Origin of the sequence: Vibrio sp. VGrn 2 (assembly GCF_009361695.1) — a bacterium.
GTDB classification, from domain to species: Bacteria; Pseudomonadota; Gammaproteobacteria; order Enterobacterales; family Vibrionaceae; genus Vibrio; species Vibrio diabolicus.
This window is the reverse complement of record NZ_RBWD01000009.1, coordinates 151,778-176,412: the sequence shown is the minus strand read 5'-3', so window position 1 is coordinate 176,412 and position 24,635 is coordinate 151,778. Positions and strand designations below refer to the sequence as shown.

The 24,635-nt window shown below is 44.8% G+C and carries 10 protein-coding genes; 6 read left to right on the top strand and 4 right to left on the bottom strand.

Features of this window, described 5'->3' with window-relative positions; translation table 11 throughout:
- Positions 1-244 precede the first annotated feature (244 nt).
- The 3 genes from yccS (at position 245) to D8S93_RS15910 (ending at position 3,196) form a co-directional block, all read left to right on the top strand.
- Positions 245-2,398: a YccS family putative transporter gene (yccS, locus tag D8S93_RS15920; protein ID WP_005396670.1), complete on the top strand. Its 2,154-nt coding sequence runs from the start codon at positions 245-247 to the stop codon at positions 2,396-2,398.
- Positions 2,399-2,582: 184 nt separating this feature from the next.
- Entirely contained in the window at positions 2,583-2,813 is a 231-nt protein-coding gene (locus D8S93_RS15915; RefSeq protein WP_041853076.1) for a hypothetical protein, read from the top strand.
- A gap of 80 nt (positions 2,814-2,893) precedes the next feature.
- Positions 2,894-3,196, top strand: coding sequence for a hypothetical protein (locus D8S93_RS15910; protein WP_134645595.1), 303 nt, complete (start codon positions 2,894-2,896; stop codon positions 3,194-3,196).
- A gap of 159 nt (positions 3,197-3,355) precedes the next feature.
- Here D8S93_RS15910 and D8S93_RS15905 read toward each other — a convergent pair whose 3' ends face one another.
- Positions 3,356-18,730 (bottom strand): retention module-containing protein, encoded by a 15,375-nt coding sequence (locus D8S93_RS15905; protein ID WP_152814208.1) that lies wholly within the window; start codon positions 18,728-18,730, stop codon positions 3,356-3,358.
- Between the two features lie 861 nt (positions 18,731-19,591).
- Here D8S93_RS15905 and D8S93_RS15900 point away from each other — a divergent pair.
- On the top strand, positions 19,592-19,837 hold the full coding sequence (locus D8S93_RS15900; RefSeq protein WP_005397186.1) for a YgjV family protein: 246 nt from the start codon (positions 19,592-19,594) through the stop codon (positions 19,835-19,837).
- 98 nt (positions 19,838-19,935) lie between these two features.
- On the opposite strand, the gene D8S93_RS15895 is transcribed toward D8S93_RS15900, so the two are convergent.
- On the bottom strand, positions 19,936-20,217 hold the full coding sequence (locus tag D8S93_RS15895) for a DUF2218 domain-containing protein (RefSeq protein ID WP_152814206.1): 282 nt from the start codon (positions 20,215-20,217) through the stop codon (positions 19,936-19,938).
- Between the two features lie 42 nt (positions 20,218-20,259).
- Positions 20,260-22,266 (bottom strand): TonB-dependent siderophore receptor, encoded by a 2,007-nt coding sequence (locus D8S93_RS15890; RefSeq protein ID WP_152814204.1) that lies wholly within the window; start codon positions 22,264-22,266, stop codon positions 20,260-20,262.
- A gap of 116 nt (positions 22,267-22,382) precedes the next feature.
- On the opposite strand from D8S93_RS15890, the gene D8S93_RS15885 reads away from it, so the two are divergent.
- Positions 22,383-23,351 carry a helix-turn-helix domain-containing protein gene (locus D8S93_RS15885; protein WP_193621625.1) on the top strand — a complete coding sequence of 323 codons (969 nt, stop codon included), beginning with the start codon at positions 22,383-22,385 and terminating at the stop codon, positions 23,349-23,351.
- Between the two features lie 87 nt (positions 23,352-23,438).
- Complete coding sequence (gene cueR / locus D8S93_RS15880; protein WP_012842332.1) at positions 23,439-23,825, top strand: Cu(I)-responsive transcriptional regulator; 387 nt, start codon at positions 23,439-23,441, stop codon at positions 23,823-23,825.
- Between the two features lie 54 nt (positions 23,826-23,879).
- Here cueR and vctC read toward each other — a convergent pair whose 3' ends face one another.
- Entirely contained in the window at positions 23,880-24,635 is a 756-nt protein-coding gene (gene vctC / locus D8S93_RS15875) for an iron chelate ABC transporter ATP-binding protein VctC (protein WP_005397181.1), read from the bottom strand.

The window sequence follows — 24,635 nt, the reverse complement described above, 5'->3', positions numbered from 1 at the left end:
AGTAAGCATCTTCTTTTATTCTTTAATAAAATTCACATTACTGTCGATTTAGTAACCTAAAGCTCATTCTATTTGAAGCTGACTTTATAATTATAGACACATTGCGAGGCTGCTTTAGTATAAGTCAATGACATCCCTGTTGATTTTATCGACAACAACGAATTTTTCTTAAAGTAAATCATAAACGCGCTATAGTGGGTTTGGTAGTATTCCCCCGTTCTTCATCGGAAACATAAGGCGCATTGTGCAAGCAACTTCTAAATTTCGGCTCTATTGGGCAAACAAGACCATAAATTACAGCGTTCTTATCCTAATCACCTTACTGGGTGTGGTTATCCCGACTTGGTACTTCGAGCAAAACACGCTGATCACGCCGCTAATATTGGGCGTTATTGCTGCTGCTTTGGCAGAGAGTGATGATAGTTTCACAGGGCGAATCAAGGCGCTGATTCTGACCTTTCTCTGTTTTGCGCTCGCCGCTTTCTCAATTGAAATCTTGTTCGACACCCCTTGGGCATTTGCATTAGGGTTATTTATCTCAACCTTTGGTTTTATCATTCTTGGAGCGATAGGTCCTAAATACGCGAGCATTGCTTTTGGCTCTTTGCTGATCGCCATTTACACCATGCTTGGTGCGCATGAAAGTACTAACATTTGGTTTCAGCCACTACTGCTTTTAACTGGTGCGGCTTGGTATTACTTCATGTCGATGATTTGGCAGATATTTTGGCCTCTTCAGCCTGTGCAACAAAGCTTAGCCAATGTGTTCTTTCAAATGGCAAATTATCTCGATGCGAAAGCCAAGCTTTTTCACCCTGTCACCAACCTAACGCCACAGCCACTTCGGATTGAAGCCGCAAAGTGCAACGCAGCGACGGTGATGGCGCTAAACGCTTGCAAAGCCACATTACTAAACCGCTCGAAACGCGGCCACATTGATGGTCCTAGTGACCGATTCTTAAATATCTACTTCATCGCTCAAGACATCCACGAACGAGTCAGCTCTAGCCATTACCGCTATCAAGATTTAGCAACTGAATTTGAACGTTCTGATGTGCTGTTTCGCTTTAAATATCTTTTGGAATCTCAAGCCCAAGCGTGTCGTGATATTGCATTAGCGATTCAGCTAGGGAATGAATACTCACATACCGATCAGTCCATCTTGGCCTTAGCTGAAGTGCAAAATTCACTTGCTTACTTAGAAGAACAAAAGCAAGGACACTGGAAACGTCTGCTAATGCAGTTAACATATTTATTCAATAACTTAGCGACGGTAGAAAAGCAACTGAATAACATTAACAACCCAGATGTCGAGGGCCTAGAGGAAGATACGCTCGCCGATACTAACCCGCACACATTAAAAGCCATGTGGCAGCGTATATCCGCGAATTTACACAAAGATTCGATGCTGTTTCGACACGCATTGCGTATGTCGATTGCCTTGACGATTGGTTATGGAATCATTCAAGTATTCAACATCGACCGAGGTTACTGGATACTCTTAACCACTCTCTTCGTGTGTCAGCCGAACTACAGCGCAACACGTCAAAAACTGACAGCGCGAGTCATAGGCACATTAGCCGGCTTGTTAATTGGCGTACCATTACTGACTTTCTTCCCTTCTCAAGAAAGCCAGTTAGTATTCATCGTTATTTCTGGCGTGATGTTTTTCGCCTTTCGGATGAACAATTACGGATACGCAACCGGATTTATCACACTACTGGTCCTCTTCTTATTCAACCAGTTAGGTGAAGGTTACGCGGTTGTGCTTCCTCGACTGGCTGATACCCTCATCGGGTGTGTGCTTGCTGTAGGAGCCGTACTGGTTATTTTGCCAGATTGGCAATCGAGAAGGCTGCACAAAGTCATGTCGGATGCGATAGATGCTAACAAACAGTATCTCGATCAGATCATTGGTCAGTATCGAATTGGTAAAAAGGACAACTTGAGCTATCGCATTGCTCGTCGTCAAGCCCATAACAGTGATGCCTCACTTTCTTCTGCCATCAGTACAATGCTAGCGGAACCTGGTAAATATCGTGCTGCCGTTGATGAGAGCTTCCGCTTCTTAACGTTAAATCACGCAATGCTGAACTATATTTCTGCTCTTGGTGCGCACCGAACTCGCATTGAAGATGAGTCAATTCATAAGCTCGTTTTAGATGCACACCGCTGTATTCATCAGCATTTAGACGTTCTCCATAAACAGCTTCACCAGCATTGCGAAGAGTGCGATTTATCTAATATTGACGACGCGGGACTTGAGCAACGCTTGAATGAGTGGCGAGATGAAGATGATAGTTCCGCTCGCATGGTATTGCAGCAACTTCACCTTATCTATCGCATGCTCCCAGAGCTACATTCACTCGCCAGTAAGTTTGCAGTGAGGGTTAACTAGTAACACACGCATATAAAAGGGAAGCGGATTGTCGCTTCCTTTTTTCTTTCTACTTTTCTATCTACCCCAAAGTGGGTAATTATGTACCTTCATAGGAAAAATCTGACGTATCACTTAACACACCTTGACAATATTCGGACAAAAAGCAATCGATCAAATTCTAATCTGTCTAGGTTGAATAAATATGTTGTATCCAAAGGACGAAGAATTTCGGGAAATGAAGGATAAACCGAATTACAACGAGGGTATTGAGATGAACGCACAACAATTTAATGAACTTAAACAAAAGCTCAGCGATTTAACGGCGAGTCAGTTGAAATCATTACAGGGTGAGATAAGCGTAAAGTTAAACAAAACGCAAAACCCAGTACTTTCTGTTGAAGAGCGAGAAATGCTTTCCAAACTGTTTGCTTAATCAAATCATTGATATAAAACACTTGAACGTTTTATAAACTCCACCTATGCTCTCATTAGCATAGTATTGGGGGTGGTGATATGCCTGTATCAGGAATTCAATCTGGGCACCAAATTCTTCATATGTCACAGCAGATGGCTGAAAAAGCCGCGCATGGCATTAATGATAATTTAAGTAAAGTGAAAGAAGAGATCGCTTCTCACAACATCGATTTGGCTAAAGTGGCAGATGTCGCAATAACCGCTTCAACTCCTAGCCTCCCCTCTCAAAAAGTTGAATCACTCATCAACCTTACGCAAGCTGCAGGTTACAACCGAGTGGGTGCATCCGTCATTGAGAAAAACAATGAAGTCATTGGCAGCTTACTCGATATCCACGTCTAAAACTTCTTAGTTCCGACCTGTCACTACAAATCCGTAACAAGCCCTCTTTTGCTACCTAATGTTGTGCTATTTCGATTCAATAAGTCTCGATAAAAATCAATAACTCCCAATAAAAACGGACGCCTTGTTAAAGCCGCCCGTTTTATGTTGAATCCAGATTTATCCGTTATCAATAACACCGTGATTCAGCAATGACTCTACAATCTCATTGGAGCTAAGACCGTTGAAGTCTATCGATGTACCTAAGTTTTCCACAACAATGATTTGCTGGACATTTGCATCCGTCGTAATGTTCAGAGAAACATTTTCTGTTGATGCGTCGTAATCGGCTTGAATGTGCGCAAGTAAATCATCAATACCTGCCGTTGGGTCATTCAAATCAGCGATCACGTCTTTGAGGTCAATGGTGTCCTCATTAACGCTAAAGTCAGTGATGGTGTCAATCGCACCATTATCCACCGTGTCTTCTGTCCATTTAAAGATATCGCTACCCGCACCACCAGTCAGAATATCAGAGCCTAGTCCGCCAATAAGCACGTCATCTCCATCTCCTCCTAGGATATAATCATCTCCCGTACCTGCTGCTAAAGTAATGCCTGCATCACTACCAATAAGATAGCTGTCTTCACTTTCAGCTGACTGATCAATATCTTGACTATTTAGTGTAACGTTTAGATTAATGTCTAATGGCGTTGAATACGCTTGGTCACCATTTGATGCAGTAGAAACCGCAGTCAATGTAATATCGTAATCTCCCGGGATCGCATTATTGATATGTAGCGTATCAATTTCATCTTCTGGAACAGTCCATGTTGTACCATCAAAGCTGATATTCGATGTTGTAGCTTCACTCGTGATAGTGGCTCCTCTTGGCACGCCAGTGAGCTCTAAGGCCAGTACTTCATCGACATCGGTCAACGCCGCCATAATACCCACTAGCGCGATGCCTTGACGGCTTGCACTTTGACTCGCACTAATTCTTTGAATGTAACTAAAGTTCTGATCAATGGCCAAGTTTGGTACGTCAGCGACAGGCGTTACGTTAATATCAAACGTTTCTGATGTTTGTAGTGAGGCACCCGTTAAGTTGTCATAGAAGATACCGTTGTCATCAGCGGTAACGGTAAGCGCAATAGAATTGCTGTTCACGTCACTGGCATCAATAAATACACCGACATCCGGATCCGTCGAAGCGAAAAGACTATTAAGCTGAGACAAAGTCCCCATCAGTACAGTTTCACCAGCTAAACCAACGCCTTGAGTAATGCCACTCCCCGCCGAGACAACGACACTTATATCACCCTCATCGATGCTGAGTGACACCGTCATGATTTCATTCTCATGAATACCTGCAAAATCAACATCGGTAATTTCGATACCTGAGATTTTTTGATCCGATGACTCCACAATCGTATTTGTGACCATTGAGCCATCAATCTCCGGAGCATCGTTAATCGCCTGCACTGTCATCACGGCTGAGCCACTGACGGTCTTCGGATCCGAGACGCCATTGGTCATGCCATCATCCGTAATATCGTAATTAAAGCTTACATCCCCGTAAAAATCAGGAGCAGGTTCAAAGCTCCACTCCGTTGAGCTCAGTTGAGTAAGCGTCCCTGCTGCAGGGTCGACAAGCGTAACATTGCTAACGGTTAAATTGTCCGACTCAATATCAACCGCATTAACCAGCAAGTCTGCTGCGGTCATAATAACAGCGCCGCTGTCTTCATCAATACTTGTCAAGGTCACTTCCGATGTTGTTGGCGCATCATTCACCTCTGTGACTTCAATTACAAATTGGCTGCTATTTGAATTGAGTGTTTCATCGACACCGCTAATCACAATCCCTTCGTTGCCTTGGTCATCGACAGAGATGTCGACATTGACGTTACCAAAGAAGTTAAGCGCTGGGTTAAACTCCACTAAACCATCAGCGATAGCGGCGTTAAGGTCAGATACGGTTCCTTTCAGTTCAATTGAACCCGTGCCGTCTCCAGAAACCGTCAATCCGTAATTGGCAATAATCGATGGATTGAGCGCCAAGTAACCGCTATCGACAGCAATATTCAAGACATACTCTGCGGTAGGATCATCAAGTACCGCATCCACATCCGAAATACCAAATGTATCCAGCAGGATAGCGTTGTCTTCTGGTGTTTCAACGTCAATGACATTCGCGAACTCCGGTCGATCATTCACCGCTTCAACATCAACAGCTACGTCAAACTCCTCGGCTGAACCTAAACTTTGGCGACCATCGAGCCCGGTATCAACCGCTTGCACTTTGAAATGCAGTGACCCACCCCATGAGTTATCGTTGCGATCACCAGAATTAAAGACCACTTGATCCAAATCTTGAGCATCGATTTCTAATACGAAGACGCCATTTCCTTGGTCAGTAAACAGCGTTCCATCAGGTAATGAAACACTCGCCCCATCAGGGACATTTGAAATCTCAACTCTCAGCGTCTCTGGATCATTTTCCTGGTAGGTTGCGCCATCTCCGATGGACTCTTTGTTATCAACCACCAACGCATTGACGTTGATAACAATATCTTCTCCCTCATTCCCCGCAGCTGAAGTATCAGGATTCACATCAACATCATCGCCAATAGGATTCACAACCAGCGTAAAGTTATTAGTTCGCTCAGTTGGTACTTGTAACAATTCTTCTTGGATGAACACGGTAATGCCAATCTCTGCCTCACCACTGAAGTTTTTCGGCGGTTTGATTTGGATGTCACTCAAATCAACGGATGTCTGAGTAAGGTCTTTTAGCTGAATACTCCATTCTCCTCCGCCGTTGTTCTTAACAACATAATCAGAGGAATTGGATTGCACGACAAAGTCATCAGGGATCCCTGTTAACTTGAGTGAAACGAAACTTTCAGAGCCATCATTATCGTTTAAGCTGATCGAAACCCCTGAGCCCGATTGATTCAACGAAATTAAAGTATCTTCGTCACCAACCACGGTAATTGGCTTCGTAGGATCGGCACCTGTAATCGTAATATCGTCCACCACTGGCGTAACTTCGAATGTCACGTCATCAGTAAAAGTTCTTATGTCGATATTATCGCCAAGGTTATTTAGGATAGACTGATCAAATACAGCCTCGTCCGTGATCTCTCCTTCGATATTAATCTTGACGGTGTTTTGTCCCCCACCTACGGGATAATTTTCTTTCGGCTTAAACAGAACATTATCAAGCGCACCCGCTAAAATCTCTGCTTCATTAAACTCAATACTTGTCCCTAAGCTATTGCCATTTGCGTCAACAAACTCCCCCAGTGTTGTGTCATCGAGCTCTAACTTGATATTCGTTAGCGTTTCCTGACCACCTTGGATATTGTTATAACGGTCGGCAAAATCGACATTCAGATTAAGTTGGATTAAACCATCTTCATAACCCACACCATCCGCCGTTGGTACATCGTTATTTAGGTCATCAACGGGTTGTTTGTTCGCGTCTAAACCGAGAGTACCTGTGATATCCACTGTCACATTTGGTGTAACATCACCATCTAGTGGCTGATCACCCGCCGAACTCGGAACATCTGCAATCGGTAAAACCTGAACTGGAATTCGCACGTTGTTTTCTTTTTCGTCGCCAGACTCTGTGTCTTTGGTGACAAACCTCACAGGCAATTCAAAATCACCAGCGTAATCTTCCGCCAAGTGCATCGTTAAACCGTCCAAACCTGTGATATTGCCACTAGCATCAATATCTGCTTGGAAAACGTATTTACCATTGACAAAATCGATATCAGTGCCTGTTATCACCAAGCCTGGAGGAATACCGGGTGCGGATGGATCAATAACAACAGTCAAAACATCTTCCACACCATCCGCATTAATCGCATCGACTTTCGACGTCAATTGAGTGCCAAGGTCGATCGCATTATCTTCCGATGCTTCAATTTGGACGTCATCAGCCACCTGAATTTCAGCTGCAACACTTGTTTGCGACGTGAGAACCGTCGGAAACTCAAGTGTCACGTCAGTTTCTCTTACTACTGTTGCGTCTTTTTCAACGGCATCTTCACCTAAATCGTTGACCTCGGCATAGATGGTTAACCCAATTTGAGATAGACCGCCGTTGTCACCATCATCGCTGTCGTTGTTTGGCGTTAAATCAAGACCTGAAGGTGCTTTAATCGAGAAGTTTTCTTCGTCAATGACTGTCCATCGACCGCCGCCTTCGTTCAATGCACCAACAATGACCAATTGATTGAGAATCTCAGGGTCGACATTGTGGAACTGAACAACAAGCTGAGTCACCACTTCATCTGAAGAGGCGTCAAACTCTTGGTATTTGATGATATTCGCACCAGACTCCCCACCCGTTGAAGTATTGATCGTAAAATCAATGTTCCCTTGACCGTCTGACTTCACGATGTCAGTGACAACGCCAGTGCTTTCAGTAACAAGCAAACGTGTCTGGGCGTCTAACGATCCTGTTGTATTTTCTGGCTCAACGATTGGATTGACTTGGACATGCACCATGCCATTGATGTTTTTTTCTGCAATTCCCTGTCCTGGATTAGAAGCATCGACATATTCGTGGTCTATCTCTTTCACCGTCACCGTAGTATTCAAATCAAAGTCAGTACTGGAGTCTTGCTCTAATTGCACCTGGACATAACCACTTTGAGAGATTCGAGCAGAGAAGTCTTGCTCCGACTCGTTCGCTAGTGGCGAAAGTGTTAATGTTCCAGAAACCAATGTTTGTGCTACGCCATCGACATAAACTGTGCTGCCTGGAGGAAATCCAGAAATCGTCACATCACTAAAGAACTCGTCTGTATCAGGGCTTTGAGCCAACGTTGGCTTCCAATCAATATTAAAGCGTGTATCTTCATCACCTTCTGATTGAACCGTGTAGTTATCTTGCGCATCAATGACAGGAGCGACAATAATTCGGATCTCACTCGATGAGGTTCGACTGTGACCATCATTCTCTGTGACGATCGTCGTCGCTGTAATATGAATGTTCTCCGTCGATGACGCTTCCGGTTTAATAACAATTCCAGAATTAATATTCGCCGTGGTGATATTGGCTTCATAGATTGGCTGATTTTGCGCGTCATAACCTACAAAGGTTAGATCGACGGATGCACCATCGCTATCAAATACCTCAACACCTGCCGGAATATTGGACAACAGAACCGTAACCGACTCTGAGTGATCATTCGGGTTATCTGGTAACTCGCCAGAGATGACACTAAAGCCCAACTCTACTTGACCATTCTCATCGATATTAGTCTCAATACCTCTTACATTGCCGTCATTAAACTCATGCCAGATCCCTGATTTATCATTCAGCTCAATAAATGGTATGTCAGCTACGCCTTTCACACCGACGATCACTGTTTTGCTGCCTAGTGACAAAATATCTTCGGCAACTCCATTAGATAACGATGCCGTGTCTTTGACGATACCTTCAACGTTGAAAGTAAAGTCATCATTGCTGTGCAACGGAGGAAGCACTTCGACGTTGGCTAACTCAGATTCTGGCACTTCGTAATAGAGTACATTGCCGCTTGAATCGGTCACTTCCACGATTTGGCTTGGGTTTGCTGAATCAAGCCACACTAACTTAACGCCATCAATTGAGAAGTCAGAAATACGCACAAACAGTGCTTCAGAACCATCTAAATCCGCAGACGGCTTCATGGTAATCACTTCACTTAACTGAAGTGGATCATGATCCGTGACAGGATTGACGGTGTCTTGAGTTCGAGCGTTATCCTCAAAGACATTGATTCGGTTGACCGTAAAACTACCTGGGTCCGCGATTGGGTTAACATCAATGATGATAGTTTCTGTCTCTGAACGTGCCGTTTCCTTCCCTGATAACGGATTATTGTTTTCTGTTGTAATCGCGGTTACATCAATCTTGATTTCGCCCGAGAAATTATCGATTGGATCAATTTGAACGTCACCAATTCGGCTGGCATCTACGAGATAAACACCACCAGATTTTAGTATCGCACTACCATCTGAATAGACTAACTCTGCGTTATCTTCCCCTTGTGTAAAGACGAGTTCGTACACAATTCCTTCAGGGTTACTAGTATCTTGAGTTTCAGCCGTGATGTTAAGTGCGACGTTGTTTCCGTCTTCATCGACAGAATAGTTAAACTCGCTGCTCGTCGTCCAAGTCGCAATATCTGCAACGGCAGCAACTTCAATGTCTAAACGACCATTAATCGTATGATCTGGCGTACCATTGTTAAGAATTTCCACACGGATACGAGGATCGATACCAGAAGCATCGGTTGATGTATGACGATCTGGTACGAAGTACAAGTTATCTAACGAGACAAACTCACCATTGAATGACTGCTCGACATTTGATGCGTCGAGAACAACCGTATTGCCCACAGATGTTAATTCAATGTAGTTGCCACTACCGTCTCGGTAGTAGAACGTACCGTTGTGAGTATCAGCATCTCGAATAGTGATGTCACCTAAGCTCTCGTTACGGTCGATATCATGTAAATTGATAACCAAGTCGACTTTCGCCGGCGTCACATCCAGCGTCGACAAGTTGTCCTGAGTATTTGCAGAGTCAACGCCCACAACGACACCATCACGCCCTTGGTCCTCGAACGCAGTAACGGTAGACGTGTCAATTTGCGCATTACGGTCTCTTATCGAGATATCCACATCGGCATCAGCAATGTCGCCATCACCATCGGTTGCAACAACGTTGATGGTGAAATCAATCGAATCTGTTTCTGTGTGGTCAAGATCGTCATTCGGACGGAAAGACACGCGGCCGTCAGTTCGTACAATCAAACGACCGATTTCGGTATCCACTCCGTCAAGAACCTTGTGAACGAACACAACTTGGTTGCTGCCGTTTAAATCAACAGAGTCCGAGTCAACACCGTTTTGCTTGAAGTAAATACCCGAATCATCAGCCGAGAATGACGTCACTTGTGCGCCGTCGGCACCAAGATCATCATCACCTTCTACAGGGTCTCGGAATAAGCGAACCGTGCGGTTTCCTTGTCCCTCAATGCGTGAAATAGACGCATCGTGTAGAGTCGGAACATCATCGGTAATCGTCACTGGTAAGTTAATATCGGCTGTATCGCCATCGACATCGGTCGCGAAGACTGGAAGATCGAGTATGAGTGTATCTTCGCCTTGGGTTGAGTGGTCTAGCGCACCCTCAAGCGTAAACTTGTAAGAGCCGTCAGCGTTCAAAACTAGCGTGAACACTGAGTTACCATCAGGTGTTTGACCTTGATAAGTAAAGTTGTTGTTGCTTACCGCGGTTTGAACTAACGTTACCGCGAGACCACCTGAAGTGACTCCTGGGATCGGGTTAGAAGTAAGATCCAACTGGTAAGAGACAACTGTATCTGCCCCTTCTACCGTATCGAAATTGCCTGTTGCTTCTAGGCTGTCTTTGTTGGTTGCCTGAGAGCCATTAGCGAGATCATCCTCGTCAACAGCCAAAGCATCTGCTGATGTAATTTCAGGAATGTCATCAACAATGGTGATTGGAAGGTTCAGTGATGATGACGTATCACCATCAAAATCTGTCACTGTAATTGGGATATCAATGACAAGGTTGTTTTCACCTTGAACAGCGTCATGGTCGATTGGTCCCAATAGTTCAAATTGGTAACTGTCGTTATTCGCATCAAGAGACAACGTGAAGATCTTAGTTGATGTGCCAGTAATGACCGCTTCGTAACTGGTTACACCACCAACCGAGCTCACCACATTCAACTCGATGCTGTTGCCGTTCGAAGTTAAGCCAGACACAACGGCATTGAGGTCAGAAACTTGGTAACTGACAATCTCATCCGCACCATCAACGACTTCAAATCCACCAGTTAATACCGTTGAATCGCTACTTGTCGTGTCTGAGCCACCAGCAAGATCATCTTCATCGACTGTTTGTTGGCTAGTGTCTGTCACTTTCACAATCGCAGGAACATCGTCCACCACTGTGATCGGCAAGGTGATATTATTTGAAACATCGCCATCAAAATCAGTCGCGTTGACTGGGAAGTTAATGACTAACAAGTTTTCATCGTTACCCGCAGGATGATCAAGTGCACCCAACAGTTCAAATTCATAACTGTCGGCTGAACCATTTAGCGTCAGTTTAAAGACGGTGTCCGTCGTACCTTGTACATAAGCTCGGTACTCAATCACACCGTTTGAATTTGAAAACTCAACCAACTCAAGCGGTTGACCACCTGAGGTAAGGCCAGAAACAGGCGATGTTAAACTATCCAACTGGAAGCTAACGATAGAATCGGCACCATCAGTAACGTCAAAGTTGCCACCAATGATATTGGATTCTGGCGTGTCGTCCGAACCTTGGCTTGGAATATCATCCTCATCCACAGACAAGGTACTACCAGAGCTAATAGCATCAATGGTTGGTTTGTCATCTACGATCGTCACTGGCAAGGTCGCAGTGATGGTATCGTTGTCGCCATCCGTGATCTTCACAGGTAGATTCAACAAAATCTCATCAGAGTTAACCGCGTGATCTAACTGACCAGATAACTCAAAGTCGTATTTACCATCTTGATGAAGTGTCAACGTGAAGACCGTCACTCCACCCGGAGTTTGTCCCACGTAAACAAGTGCGTCAGCAGTTGAAGCGCCAACGTCTTGAGAAAGTGTTACCTCTTCTCCACCCGATTTCAGATTCGGGATAGGATTTGAGCTTAGATCCAATTCGAAAGCATCAATACCATCTGCGCTAGTGACTTCGAACTCACCTGATACCGTTAATGGCTCTTTCGTTCCATCAGAACCAAGAGGTAAGTCATCTTCGTCGACACGTAGACTTTCAATATTGGTAACAACTGGAACATCGTCCACAACGGTAATTGGCAATGTGAAGGCTGGTGAAGTATCACCATCATTATCTGTCGCCGTCACAGGGAGGTTAATAACAATCTCGTTTTGCTGATTACCATCTGGATGATCAAGCGGCTTCTGTAAATCGAACTCGTAGGTGTTGTTCGTTGCATCCAACGTCAGTTCGAACACCACTTCAGCAGGATTGCCAGCGACACCTTGGTATACGTTCACGCCGTTTGCGCTAGAAGACAGAACTAAGGTGATAGCGTCACCATCTGAAGTCAGCGACGCAACAGGCGTGGTCAGGTCACTTAGCTGAATAGAAGCAACTTGGTCAGCACCTTCGGTGATATCAAAAGTACCCGAAATAACAGTACCTTCTGCACTTGCAGCATCCGTACCTGCTGGTAGATCATCTTCATCAACAGTCTGTTCACTGCCTGCTAGTAAACCATCAATGGTCGGAACATCATCCACAACCGTAATTGGTAAGGTGATGTTGTTCGACACGTCTCCATCAAAATCAGTCGCGTTTATCGGCAAATTGATGATTAGTTCATTTTGGCCATCAGCATTTGGATGATCGAGAGGAGCAAGCAAATCGAACGTGTAGCTATCATCAGAGGCATCGAGGGTCACACGGAATACTGGTGTCGTCGTGCCATCAATACGAGCTTCGTAAACAGAAACGCCACCCGCGTTTGATACTTCAACCATAACCAGAGATTGACCACCAGAGGTCAGGCCTTGTACTGGCGTCGTTAGGTCAGAAACGCCATACTCCACAATGCCATCAGAGCCATCAGTCGCGATGAAGTTACCTGCAATGCTGTTCGACTGCGTACCATCGGATCCGATTGTTGGGATATCGTCCTCATCAACCGTTTGCACACTTGTGGCTTCGATGCCACCAAGTGTCGGCTTGTCATCAACGATCTTGACAGGAATTGTCTCAGCAGAGGTATCGCCATCAAAGTCGGTCGCGATGATTGGGAAGTTGAGCGTTAACTCATCGCTATCAACAGCATGGTCGATTGGACCTTCAAGCGTGAAGTTATAAGAGCCATCGGTATTCACTGTCAGCGTAAAGACCGCTTCAGCCCCCGCTGTCGCTTCGTAAGTAAAGCTACCATCGCCGTTTCCGGTTTCCGTCAGTGTGACTGCCACGCCTTGTGATGTGAGTCCAGCTAGTGGTGTTGCAGAAGCATCGAGCTGATAGCTCACCACTCGGTCCGAGCCTTGTGTGGTGGTGAAGTTGCCATCGATTGAAATTGGGTCAGTTTGGTCTGAGCCAATCGTACCTAAATCATCCTCATCAACGGTAATCGCATCAACATCGGTAATGGTTGGCTTATCGTCCACGATGGTGACTGGGATCGTTTCTGTGGTGGTATCACCATCAAAATCCGTTGCGATGATTGGGAAGTTCAGCGTCAGCTCATCACTACCTGTTGCATGGTCAATTGGACCTTCAAGCGTGAAGTTGTAACTGCCGTCGCTGTTCACCGTCAAGGTAAATACGGCTTCTGATCCTGCGGTAGCGGTATAGGTGAAACTGCCATCCGCATTCGCGCTTTCCGTCATTGTCACCACTACCCCGTGTGAGGTTAAGCCATTAATAGGGTTAGAGGACGCGTCTAACTGATAACTCACAACATGATCTGAACCCATCGTGACAAAGTGACCATCAATCGACACGGACTCGTTTTGATCAGAGCCAATCGTAGCCAAGTCATCTTCATCCACGCTGATCGCATCAACATTAGTGATGCTTGGCTGATCATCAACAATAGTGACAGGCAGTATTTTAGTTGAAGTGTCGCCATCAAAGTCTGTTGCGATAATCGGGAAATCGATTTGTAGGCTGTCGCTATTCATCGCATGGTCTAGTGGACCTAGCAGAGTAAAGGTGTAGCTGCCATCTGGCTTCAGCACTAATTCAAATACGGCATTGCCATCCGCTGTAGCAGTGTAAGTAAAGCTACCATCACCGTTTGCCGTCTCAGCAAGCACGACAGATTCACCATGAGAGGTCAACCCTGCTACTGGATCTGCTGTTGCATCAAGCTGGTATTTAACAACACTGTCCGAACCTTCAGTTGTGCTGAAAGAACCCGACATAAACGCATCATCGTTTTGGTCTGAGCCAATTGAGGCGAGATCATCTTCGTCTACTGTCAGTGGAACAACGTTGTCGATGCTTGGAACGTCATCAGTAATGGTTACAGGAATGGTCGCAGTAGTCGTATCACCATCAAAATCCGTCGCAATGATTGGGAAGTTCAGAACTAATTCATCGCTGTTTAACGCATGGTCGACCGGCCCTTCCAGACGGAAGTTGTATGTACCGTCTGCATTCACATTCATGGTGAATACAGGGTTACCATCCGCGGTAGCAACGTAAGTAAAGCTGCCATCGGCATTCGCAGTCTCTACCAGAGTAACAGGCTCACCTTGAGAGGTTAAACCTGCAACAGGATCAGCCGTTGAATCAAGTTGGTAGCTCACCACACGGTCTGAGCCTTGAGTGGTCGTGAACGCACCTTCTACATAAACAGCGTCACTTTGGTCTGAGCCAATACCTGAGAGATCATCTTCATCCACAGCCAGCGGCACGACGTTATCGATGACTGGTGCATCATCCGTGATCGTGACTGGAATAGTTGCCGTGGCCGTATCACCATCAAAATCGGTGGCAATAATCGGGAAATCAATGGTTAGGCTGTCGCTGTTGGCCGCATGGTCGATTGGTCCTTGAAGCGTAAAATCGTACGTACCATCTATTGCGACGTTTAACGTGAAAACAGGATTGCCGTCAGCGGTCGCCACATAGGTAAAGCTGCCGTCACCATTAGCGGTTTCCACCAAGGTAATCGCCTCACCTTGAGATGTCAGCCCCGCAACAGGATCAGCGGTTGAATCCAGTTGATAGCTCACCACTCGGTCAGAGCCTTGAGTAGTTGTAAACGCGCCTTCAACAAACAGATCGCCGCCTGGGTCGGAACCCACACCGCTAAGGTCATCTTCATCGACACTCAACGCATCAACCGCTGTAATAGTCGGTACATCATCAACAATCGTGACTGGAATGGATTCAGTGACGGTGTCGCCATCAAAGTCGGTGGCTATAACTGGGAAGTTCAGTGTCAACTCATCACTATCAACCGCGTGATCAATTGGACCTTCTAACGTGAAGTTGTAAGAACCATCAGTGTTCACTGTCAGCGTAAAGACCGATTCAGTACCCGCTGTCGCCTCGTAAGTAAAGCTGCCATCACCATTTGCAGTTTCAGTTAGCGTGACCACTACACCTTGCGACGTTAAACCGTCAACTGGTGTTGATGAAGCATCGAGTTGGTAGCTCACCACACGGTCTGAGCCTTGCGTGGTGGTGAAGCTGCCATCAATAGAAATTGGATTGCTTTGGTCTGAACCGATTGATGCTAGATCATCTTCATCAACCGTAATGACATCTACGTCAGTGATAACTGGCTTATCGTCCACGATCGTCACAGGGATCGTGGCGTTTGTGGTATCACCATCAAAGTCGGTCGCGATGATTGGGAAGTTGAGCGTCAACTCGTCGCTATCGACAGCATGATCAATTGGCCCTTCTAGCGTAAAGTTATAGCTACCATCAGTATTCACTGTTAGCGTAAAGACCGCTTCAGTACCCGCTGTTGCTTTATAAGTAAAGCTGCCATCACCGTTTGCGGTTTCAGTCAGCGTGACTGCCACGCCTTGCGATGTAAGGCCGTCAACTGGTGTTGCAGAAGCATCAAGCTGATAGCTCATCACTCGATCAGAGCCTTGTGTGGTGGTGAAGTTGCCATCAATTGAAATCGGTTCAGTCTGGTCTGAGCCAATTGTTGCTAAGTCATCTTCATCAACGGTAATCGCATCAACATCGGTAATAGTCGGTTTATCATCCACGATGGTGACTGGCAACACGATTTGGCTTGTATCACCATCGAAGTCTGTCGCAATAACGCTAAAATCAAGGGTTAAGCTGTCGCGATCTGCCGCATGGTCGATTGGACCTTGCAGCTCAAAACTGTACGAGCCGTCGGTATTCAAAATTAATGTGAAGACTGCGCTGCCATTTGCCGTTGCGCTGTAGGTGTAGCTGCCGTCTGCATTTTGCGTTTCGGCGATGGAGACGGTTTGCCCTTGAGATTGTAGACCATTTAAAGGATCTGCATTTACATCCAACTGATACTGTACGACGCCATCAGAACCCTGAGTCGTCGTGAACTGACCTTCAACCAACGTTGGCTGTGATTGGTCAGAGCCTACCGAACTTAAGTCATCTTCATCGACGGTAAGAGCAACAACGTCGTTAATGGTTGGCACATCATCTGTAATGGTTACCGGTAGAACAAGTGAACTGGTGTCACCGTCAAAGTCCGTTGCGACAATAGTGAAGTCTAGAGTTAAGCTATCGCTACCCACAGCATGATCGATTGGACCTTCAAGAGTAAATGAATAAGAACCGTCAGAGTTCACTTGTAAGGTGAAGATAGCGTCCCCTTCTGCCGTTGCAGAATAGGTAAAGCTACCATCGGAGTTGACAGTTTCCGTCAGAGAGATAGATCGACCCTGTGATTCCAACCCATTGAGTGGATCAGTGCCGCTCTCTAATTGATAACTTACAACACGGTCTGAGCCCTGAGTCGTCGTGAAACTACCTTGCGCGAGCACAGAGTCGCTTTGATCAGAGCCGATACTTGATAAATCGTCTTCATCGACGGCTAGCGCATCAACGCCATCAATCGAAGGAACGTCATCTTGAACTTGAATGACAATTTGCGCTGCTTCTGGTGTGTTCGAACCGTCGGTAATCGAGGAGCGGTCACCATCCGCATCTACCGCGTAAACTGGCAGTGAGAAAGTAAGCGAGCCATCGTTAGCACCCGTATGGTCGAGTTGTTCATACAAGTTGAATTGGTATTCGCCCAATACAGGGGCATCAATCGCCACATCAAATACTGTGATACGCACGCCATCCAGCTCGATGAAACCCTCGTAAGTACGCACGCCGTTACTCTCGGACGCTAATTCTAGTTGAACAACCTGCCCTTGAGATTGGAGTTCTCCACCAACATTAAACTCTGTAGGTTCCAACTCATAATGGTCAATGATGTCACTACCGACCGCTGTCGTAATCGACCCAGAGCCACTTGTTACTACCGCGCCTTCCTGTGAACCTTGGTCAACACCCGCTTCGTCTAAAGACAATCCCGTCACGGTTTCAATCACTGGATTATCGCCATCAAGGATGTTTAACGTAAAGGTGTTGCTTGCCGTATCTTGGTCGAAATCGACGATTGTGGTTGGCAAAGAGAGCTCAATCGTATCTTCACCGTTTGTTTGTTCTAACGGCTTAAATTGCTCAAATTGGTAGGTACCATCAGTGTTAAGACTGATAGTTAAAACGGTTTCATTAGAGCCCGCAATGGACAAGGTGATAGTACTGCCGTCTTCAGAGAGTACCGCCTCTGTTGCCTGATTATCACTCAGTAGGCCATCGAACTGACTAAGCCCTTCTTGATTAAACGTGACCGTTGCCAATTGATCACTACCAATATCAACAAAGGTGCCAGTAATTGGTGTAGAAGAAGATTCAACGTTTTCAAAAGTAACGTTTTGCGGCGAAGGATCATCGCCATCAATAACGGTTGTCGTAAAATCAATAGGGGCTTGAATACTGTTACCACCAATATCTGCGCCTGTAATATCAAAAGCAATATTGATTTGATCACCGACGATCGATACTTGGCCATCAGCAACAGACGCGACATGGTCGATACCCTGGCTAATCGTGGTAACGACCTCTAACTCTAAATTACGGCCTAAAGATGTCGCTTCGATCTCTATACGAAGCACTTCGTTACCTTCTTGAGTGCCGATAATGGCATTTTGCGCTTCGTCATAAACGAACGCCACTGGCTGACCAGCAGAGGTAATATCACTATTTAGCTCGGTTAACAGAGACTCTAATGAGGACGTTTCAGGTACAAATGAAGCGGTATCAAGTGCGAGATCCCCTGCTTCAACCAGCACACTAGAAGAAATGGTTTTCGGATAGCTTGATAGAGAAATTGAGCCTTCTGTTACGCTAGATTGCAATGATTGTCCGCCATCGGCAAAAATAGTGACATCTAAATCATCAGCTTCATCGCGTTCTTCTACACCGCTACGAGTCGCTGACGTCTCAAAAAAGGTGGAGGCAAGTACTTCCGGATTATTATATTCAACCGTCACGTAGCCAGCATTAGCCGAGCCTTCAGCACCTGCGCCAGCAGCTGTTGCTTCTAAGATAGCGGTAGGGTCAGCTCCGTCTAAAATAGCTTGCTGGATAGCGGCAATATCGTTGGCGTCGAAGTCAGCACTTCCAATAGCCGTTGGGTCAAAAGTCACCAAGCCATTAACTGGAGATTGTACCAATACTGGTTCTAACGGTTCAGAAGAAGGCACAGGAAGACAAGCAAGACAATTTGCATCGACCAGATAAAGCTCATTATTTATCTGTACGTCGAGAGAAGCATTATTTTCTGTGATAACAATCTCGCCAGGTCTTAACTCATCCCCCGCTTTTATGACCTTAACGTTTCCATCCAGGCCCAAAACCAAAACGTCACCTTTGACAGCATTTACAATCGCGCTCTGCGGTACCGTGTGCATACTCATCTGACCTCCACTAATGGCTTACGTTTCCCATTAACCTTTTTAGATAATTTCTTATTAATTTAGTGCGGCATACTGCACACCTTTATACGATTAAACTAAGTATTGAATCATTAAACAATCGATAAATACCCTACTACCGAGCAACATAAGTAAAACTTACTCGTAGTCACAGAAATGTGACACATGTGCTGACGCGTAGATATCGAATAATTATATGAAATTGATACCTTATTCTGATTAAGTGTAGTTGTTTTAAGAAAAGAAGAGAGATGAAATCATTCAGCTAAACGCCAGACTGCCGGTTGCGATCAATAATGGAAGAAAAGCAATGAGAATGTTGTATACACCGGAGCGTGATGACAGCTTAATCAATATTGGTGACGAGAAAAACGTGACGATTAAATATTGAATGACATAAATCGTTGGACAAAATATAACCATGAAAATGTGGCTCACAATATGAATTACCGAGCACCACGAATTCGGCTTTGTCCTGATATACAGTAAAAAAAATACGAGCAAGCTAATAAGAAAATACATAAACATCACACTTGAAAATAATTATCATTTTCAATCATATGTAAATATTCCCCCACTTTCAATGATGTGAGAGCTATTAATACCATCGTTATTATCAATCAACACAATAAGTAAAATTATCAGTAATTCCCGACCTAAACGTTTGCGTAATCGCTAACCTTCTCTTAACCTTGATTTGAGGCTTTTATCACGGTTTTTCCATTGATATAGTGCGTCCATACAACAAAAAAAGACCATTCGAGGCATGGAGCTTCCTCATTAATCTCAAGATGAGAAGAATTGGTACCGACAAAATTCGGCAGATTTTAAGAGGGTCAAAAAATGGACATGAATATGGTTGAGATTTTAGGTTATGCAGCTTCAATCATGGTCGCTATTTCGCTAACTATGAAAGATATTGTTAAGCTTCGTATCCTTAACTTTATTGGTTGTGCGCTATTTACTGCTTACGGACTAATGATTGATTCTTGGCCTGTAGTATTAACTAACGGCTTTATTGCTTGCGTTAATATCTACTTCCTAGCAAAAATGCAACAGGAAAAAAAAAGCCTAGAATCTAGAGCCTAAAAAGCAATAGCATTCGAACAATAAAAGCCCGCGAATGATAAGATCGCGGGCTTTTTGCTTTTAATGCGCTCTCATTTTCTGCACATTCATCAATAGCTCTAGCGAACCCAGTTAAGTGCTAATGTTTCTCTACGAGAGAACATGTCTACATGCGATGAGATGATCGCCTTCACTTTGCCCAGTTTCTCTTCGGAATCCGCCTCACAAATAATGGTCAAGCTAGACTCACCAAGAGCAAACTCCGCTTTTCCCGTCGGAAATGTCACCAAACCGCTGTTTTCATTCCAAGTAGCAGGAACCTTTCGTCCAAAATGCCGACAAAGTGTCACTAAGTATTTGTCAGCGTGTTCGCTATCTATTCGGGTGCTTTCTTTAATCATGAATTTACTCGTGTTTTGAAGCGCCCCCTCTCGGGAGCCCTATTAGAATTGATAAGCAGCAGAAAGTTTGAAGTTGCGACCCGGCTCGTAGTCATCAAGCGTGAAGCCACGTGCCGTACCCGAACGAGACGCATGAGAGCTGTATAACTCGTCAAATACATTATCAATACCAAAGGTCACCGACAGTCCATCAATATTAGACGGCACCCATTGAGCATATAGATTATGTACATCATAACTTGCTTTCTTTGGCTGACCATCAAAGACGTTGTCTTCCTCTAGAACAAACATTGAGTTCCACCCGAAGATCGTTTCTAAAGCGTCTGACTGGTAATCCAAAGTTAGAGCAATACTATCACCCATATCAATGCTACGCCCATTACCCCCAGCAACAGGGCCACCGGTATTCTTGTTTTTGGTGTCCAACTTAGAGTAAGAAAGTTTGCTGTTAAACTTGTCGTAGCCATAAGAAGCACTTGCCTCAAAGCCTTTAATCTCGACATCACCTAAGTTGTAAATCAGGTAAGTTTGAGTCGCGTTTTGGTACTGGTCTGCAATGTAATCATCAATTTCCGTTTGGAATGCCGTAATATTCGCTCCAAAGAAATGCTTATCAAAGGTTTTATCAAAACGGACACCACCCTGTGTGTTCAACCCCGTTTCTGGCTTTAGTCCATCCTCTAAAAATGCAACGTCTTGGTAAGCAATAAAGGTTTCCATCAGCTCAGGGCCTTTGAATAGAGAGCGTGCGCTCGCAAACAGCGTCCAATCCTGAGTGACTGCCCATTCTGCCGCTAGGGCCCAGGTCACATCATCATAGTTACTCGTCCCCGTTTCAGCTTCACGTTTGTAATCATCAAAACGCATACCTGCGGTAACAAAGAAAGCATCAGAGAAGAAGAACTGGTCTTCTACAAACAGTGCGGTTGAAATGGCCGATTCATCCATGAACTTACGGCTACCGTAGTAACTTGAAGATGTCTTATCCATGTAGTCGAAACCATAGGTGATTCGATTATCAAACTCACCTAACATAACATCCGACTGGAACTTACCATTCAAACCAAAGTTTTGGTTTTTAGCGGTGTTCTTCGATAAACGGTTCGAAGGCCAGCGAGGAGCCATAACGCTCTCATCCCGTTTAATTTCCGTCTCGGTATTATAAAGTGTGACGTTACCTTGATGTTGTTCGCCTCGCAGCTCGTAACTCAAGGTAACGGTATCTCGGTCATAATCCGTAGGAATAAGTAACGTGCTCGATAAGCCATTGTTCGCACTCCCCGACATATCAGGACGCGGACTGTAATCACCACTGTCTCGGTACATGTCATAAGAGAGCTCAAAACGATGGATGTCGTTTAGTTCATACCCCAACTTAGCCAGAATGTTGTAAACATCACCCGCAGCGCCATAGGTTTTGTTGCCGTCACCATCTTCAAAGTCATCGCGCGCAACGTAATGGCCATAAACCATCGCATCAATGTTTTCGGACAAAAGCCCGTACAGTGTCAACGAGCCTTGTAGGTTGTCGTTGGATGCATAACCGCCATAAACACGAGCGCCAAACGTTTCATCGTAACGAAGTAAATCGCGAGCGTCTTTCGTTTCAAAATAAACCGAGCCGCCTAAGCCATTTTGAGTCACAGAATTATTACCCACCTGGATATCGGCAGATTTGAGAATGTCAGGGTTTAGCGTCAAGTTACCAATGTGATGGAACATGCTCGCATGCTGAGAAGCACCATCAAGACGAATGTCCAAATCGGTTTCGCTCAAACCACGAATGGTAATACGTTGATTCACAGAGTGTGTTCCACCAACATCCACACCGGGAATATCGCGCAGTAAATCAGACATATGATCCGCTTGCTTCAGTGACATGTCGTCCGCAAACATCGACTCAGTATTGCTAGAAACTTTTGTTCCCCATACAACGACTTCTTCAAAATGTGACTCGGTATCTTGAGCTAAAACAGGGTTTGATAGCGCCATTCCCACTGCAAGGCAAAGGCTTGAAAGCTTGATAGATGAACAAGCAGGGCTTTCCATAACTTCATTCCTAAATATTAATGATAATAATTCTCAGGTATAATAAGCATGAGTTTTATAAATACAAAGGCGATTTGATTATGCGAAATCGCACAAGTGTTATGAGGAAGTGTCAAATGCAGGAAGTCACACCAAAACGAACTAGAATTGCCAAGATCGCTTTAACCCAAAAACTGGAAGCCACAGAAAAGCAGTGGATCGTCACTCAAGGTCAACCTTGTCAAACTCAACTGGCAGAAGGCAAATTCCTATCATATCAGTACAATGATCAAATCTTTGTTCATGGAGGACGTTGCCTAGAGCTTGTTGATTCACATATTGTTTCTACTGCCCACGCCTCACTGTTGGTCACTATTCTTTTAGAAGGTAAGCTCTCATTTGGCTACGACGATTTGCAATTTGATTTAGACGCAAGCGACGGCCCTAAAGGTGTCGTGGTGAACCTACTCAAACCTGCAAACTTTCGTCGTTCACTGCTCAAAGATAACCTCATTAATAAGATCAACATATTGGTTAAGCCCCAGTGGCTAGAGGCTCGCCTTGACCAAACCTGTCGTCATCGGTCCTTTTTTAACTCTCATCAGGCGTTTCATCCTCTAGAGCTTAACCAGGCGTTATGCGAACTAGCTGAAACGCTGACAAGCCGAGAAACACCACAAGAATTCCAAGATAAGTTGGAAGTTGAAAGCTTGATCTATCAAATTTTGCATCAAGCGACTGAACAAATCCCCAAGCACTTCTGTGCTGATAAAAATAACCTTGAACGGCACACAGATGGTCGAATAGAGGATATTGTTAGCTATATAGAAACTCACCTTGAGCAAGAACTAGGCTTAGAAAAGTTGGCAAGCGTGTTTTCAATGAGCGTTTCAAACCTGCAGCGCCGATTTAAACAATCACTCAATATGACCGTAAATGGTTATATTCGCTTTCGTCGCCTTGAGATTGCGAGGCAACACTTGGAACGTGGCCTAGTGACGATCACAGAAGCTGCTTATGAAGCCGGATACCACCACCCTTCCAACTTCACCTGCGCTTTCAAAAAGGCATTTGGTGTACCACCGCATGAAGTGATAAAAGAGTAAAGAGGCCCCAGGTAACTGACTGTTATTTAGGAGTGTCTTATCCACAACATCGGTATATACTCGCCTTAAACGTTATGGAGGTTAAACATGAATATTGGTGCTGTCGCAAAGCTTACTGGGCTTTCATCTAAGTCGATTCGATTGTATGAAGACAAAGGGATCATATCTCCACCAGCGCGCAGTGACTCTGGCTATCGCGAATATTCAGATAATCATATTCAAGAGCTTAACTTAGTATCACGCGCAAAAAACGCAGGCTTTTCATTGCAAGAATGCAAAGAGTTTGTGCAACTTGCCCATAATCCCAACCGAAAAAGCAGCGAAGTAAAAGCAAGAACCATGGATAAGCTGAGAGAGGTTGAAGAAAAAATCGCGCACCTCATGGAGATCAAAACGCAACTTGAGGGTTGGGTTTCTTCTTGTCCGGGAGACGCTGAAAGCCGATGCCCAATCATAGACGAGCTCACCAAGTAAACTCGCCTATCTATCCTCATTGAGGAATCGCTTTCATTAAGCCCTGAGGTTGGATTAGTGGTAAGTACACATGCGCTTGCCGTTTAATTCGATAATATTAAACGGCGTTTCGTAGATATCCTCTAGCGTAGACGCCTGAATCACCTCTTCCACCGCACCACTTGCCACAACTTTGCCTTGCTTAAGCGCCAATATGACATCCGAGTAGCACGCTGCGAAATTAATATCATGAATTACCACCACCATGGCTTTGTTCATGTCATGAGCTAACCGCTGCACGACTTTCATGATCTGAAGAGAGTGTTTGATATCTAGATTGTTAAGTGGTTCATCAAGAAAAACGTAGTCTGTATCTTGTGCAATCACCATGGCAATAAACGCAAGCTGTCGCTGACCACCACTTAATTCATCCAAATATTTGTCTTGTATACCTTGTAAATCTAGATAGTCGATCGCTTGTTCAATCACCGCATGATCTTCTTTGGTCAGATTTCCTTTGGAGTATGGGAAACGGCCAAAAGAGACCAACTCCTTCACGGTAAATCGCATGGTAATAGAGTTGGCTTGACGAAGTACCGCCAGCTTTTTCGCTAACTCTTTAGTGTCCCATTCCGCAATTTCCTTACAATCAATGATAACACTACCACCATCCCGCTCCGTTAAGCGCGAAGCCATAGATAACAGCGTGCTCTTTCCCGCGCCATTCGGGCCAATAATGGACGTCACTTTGCCCTTTTCAAACTGAGTATTGGCCTCATCAACCACTTTATTTGAACCGAAGGCCTTCGTTAATTTGTCTATCACTATCAT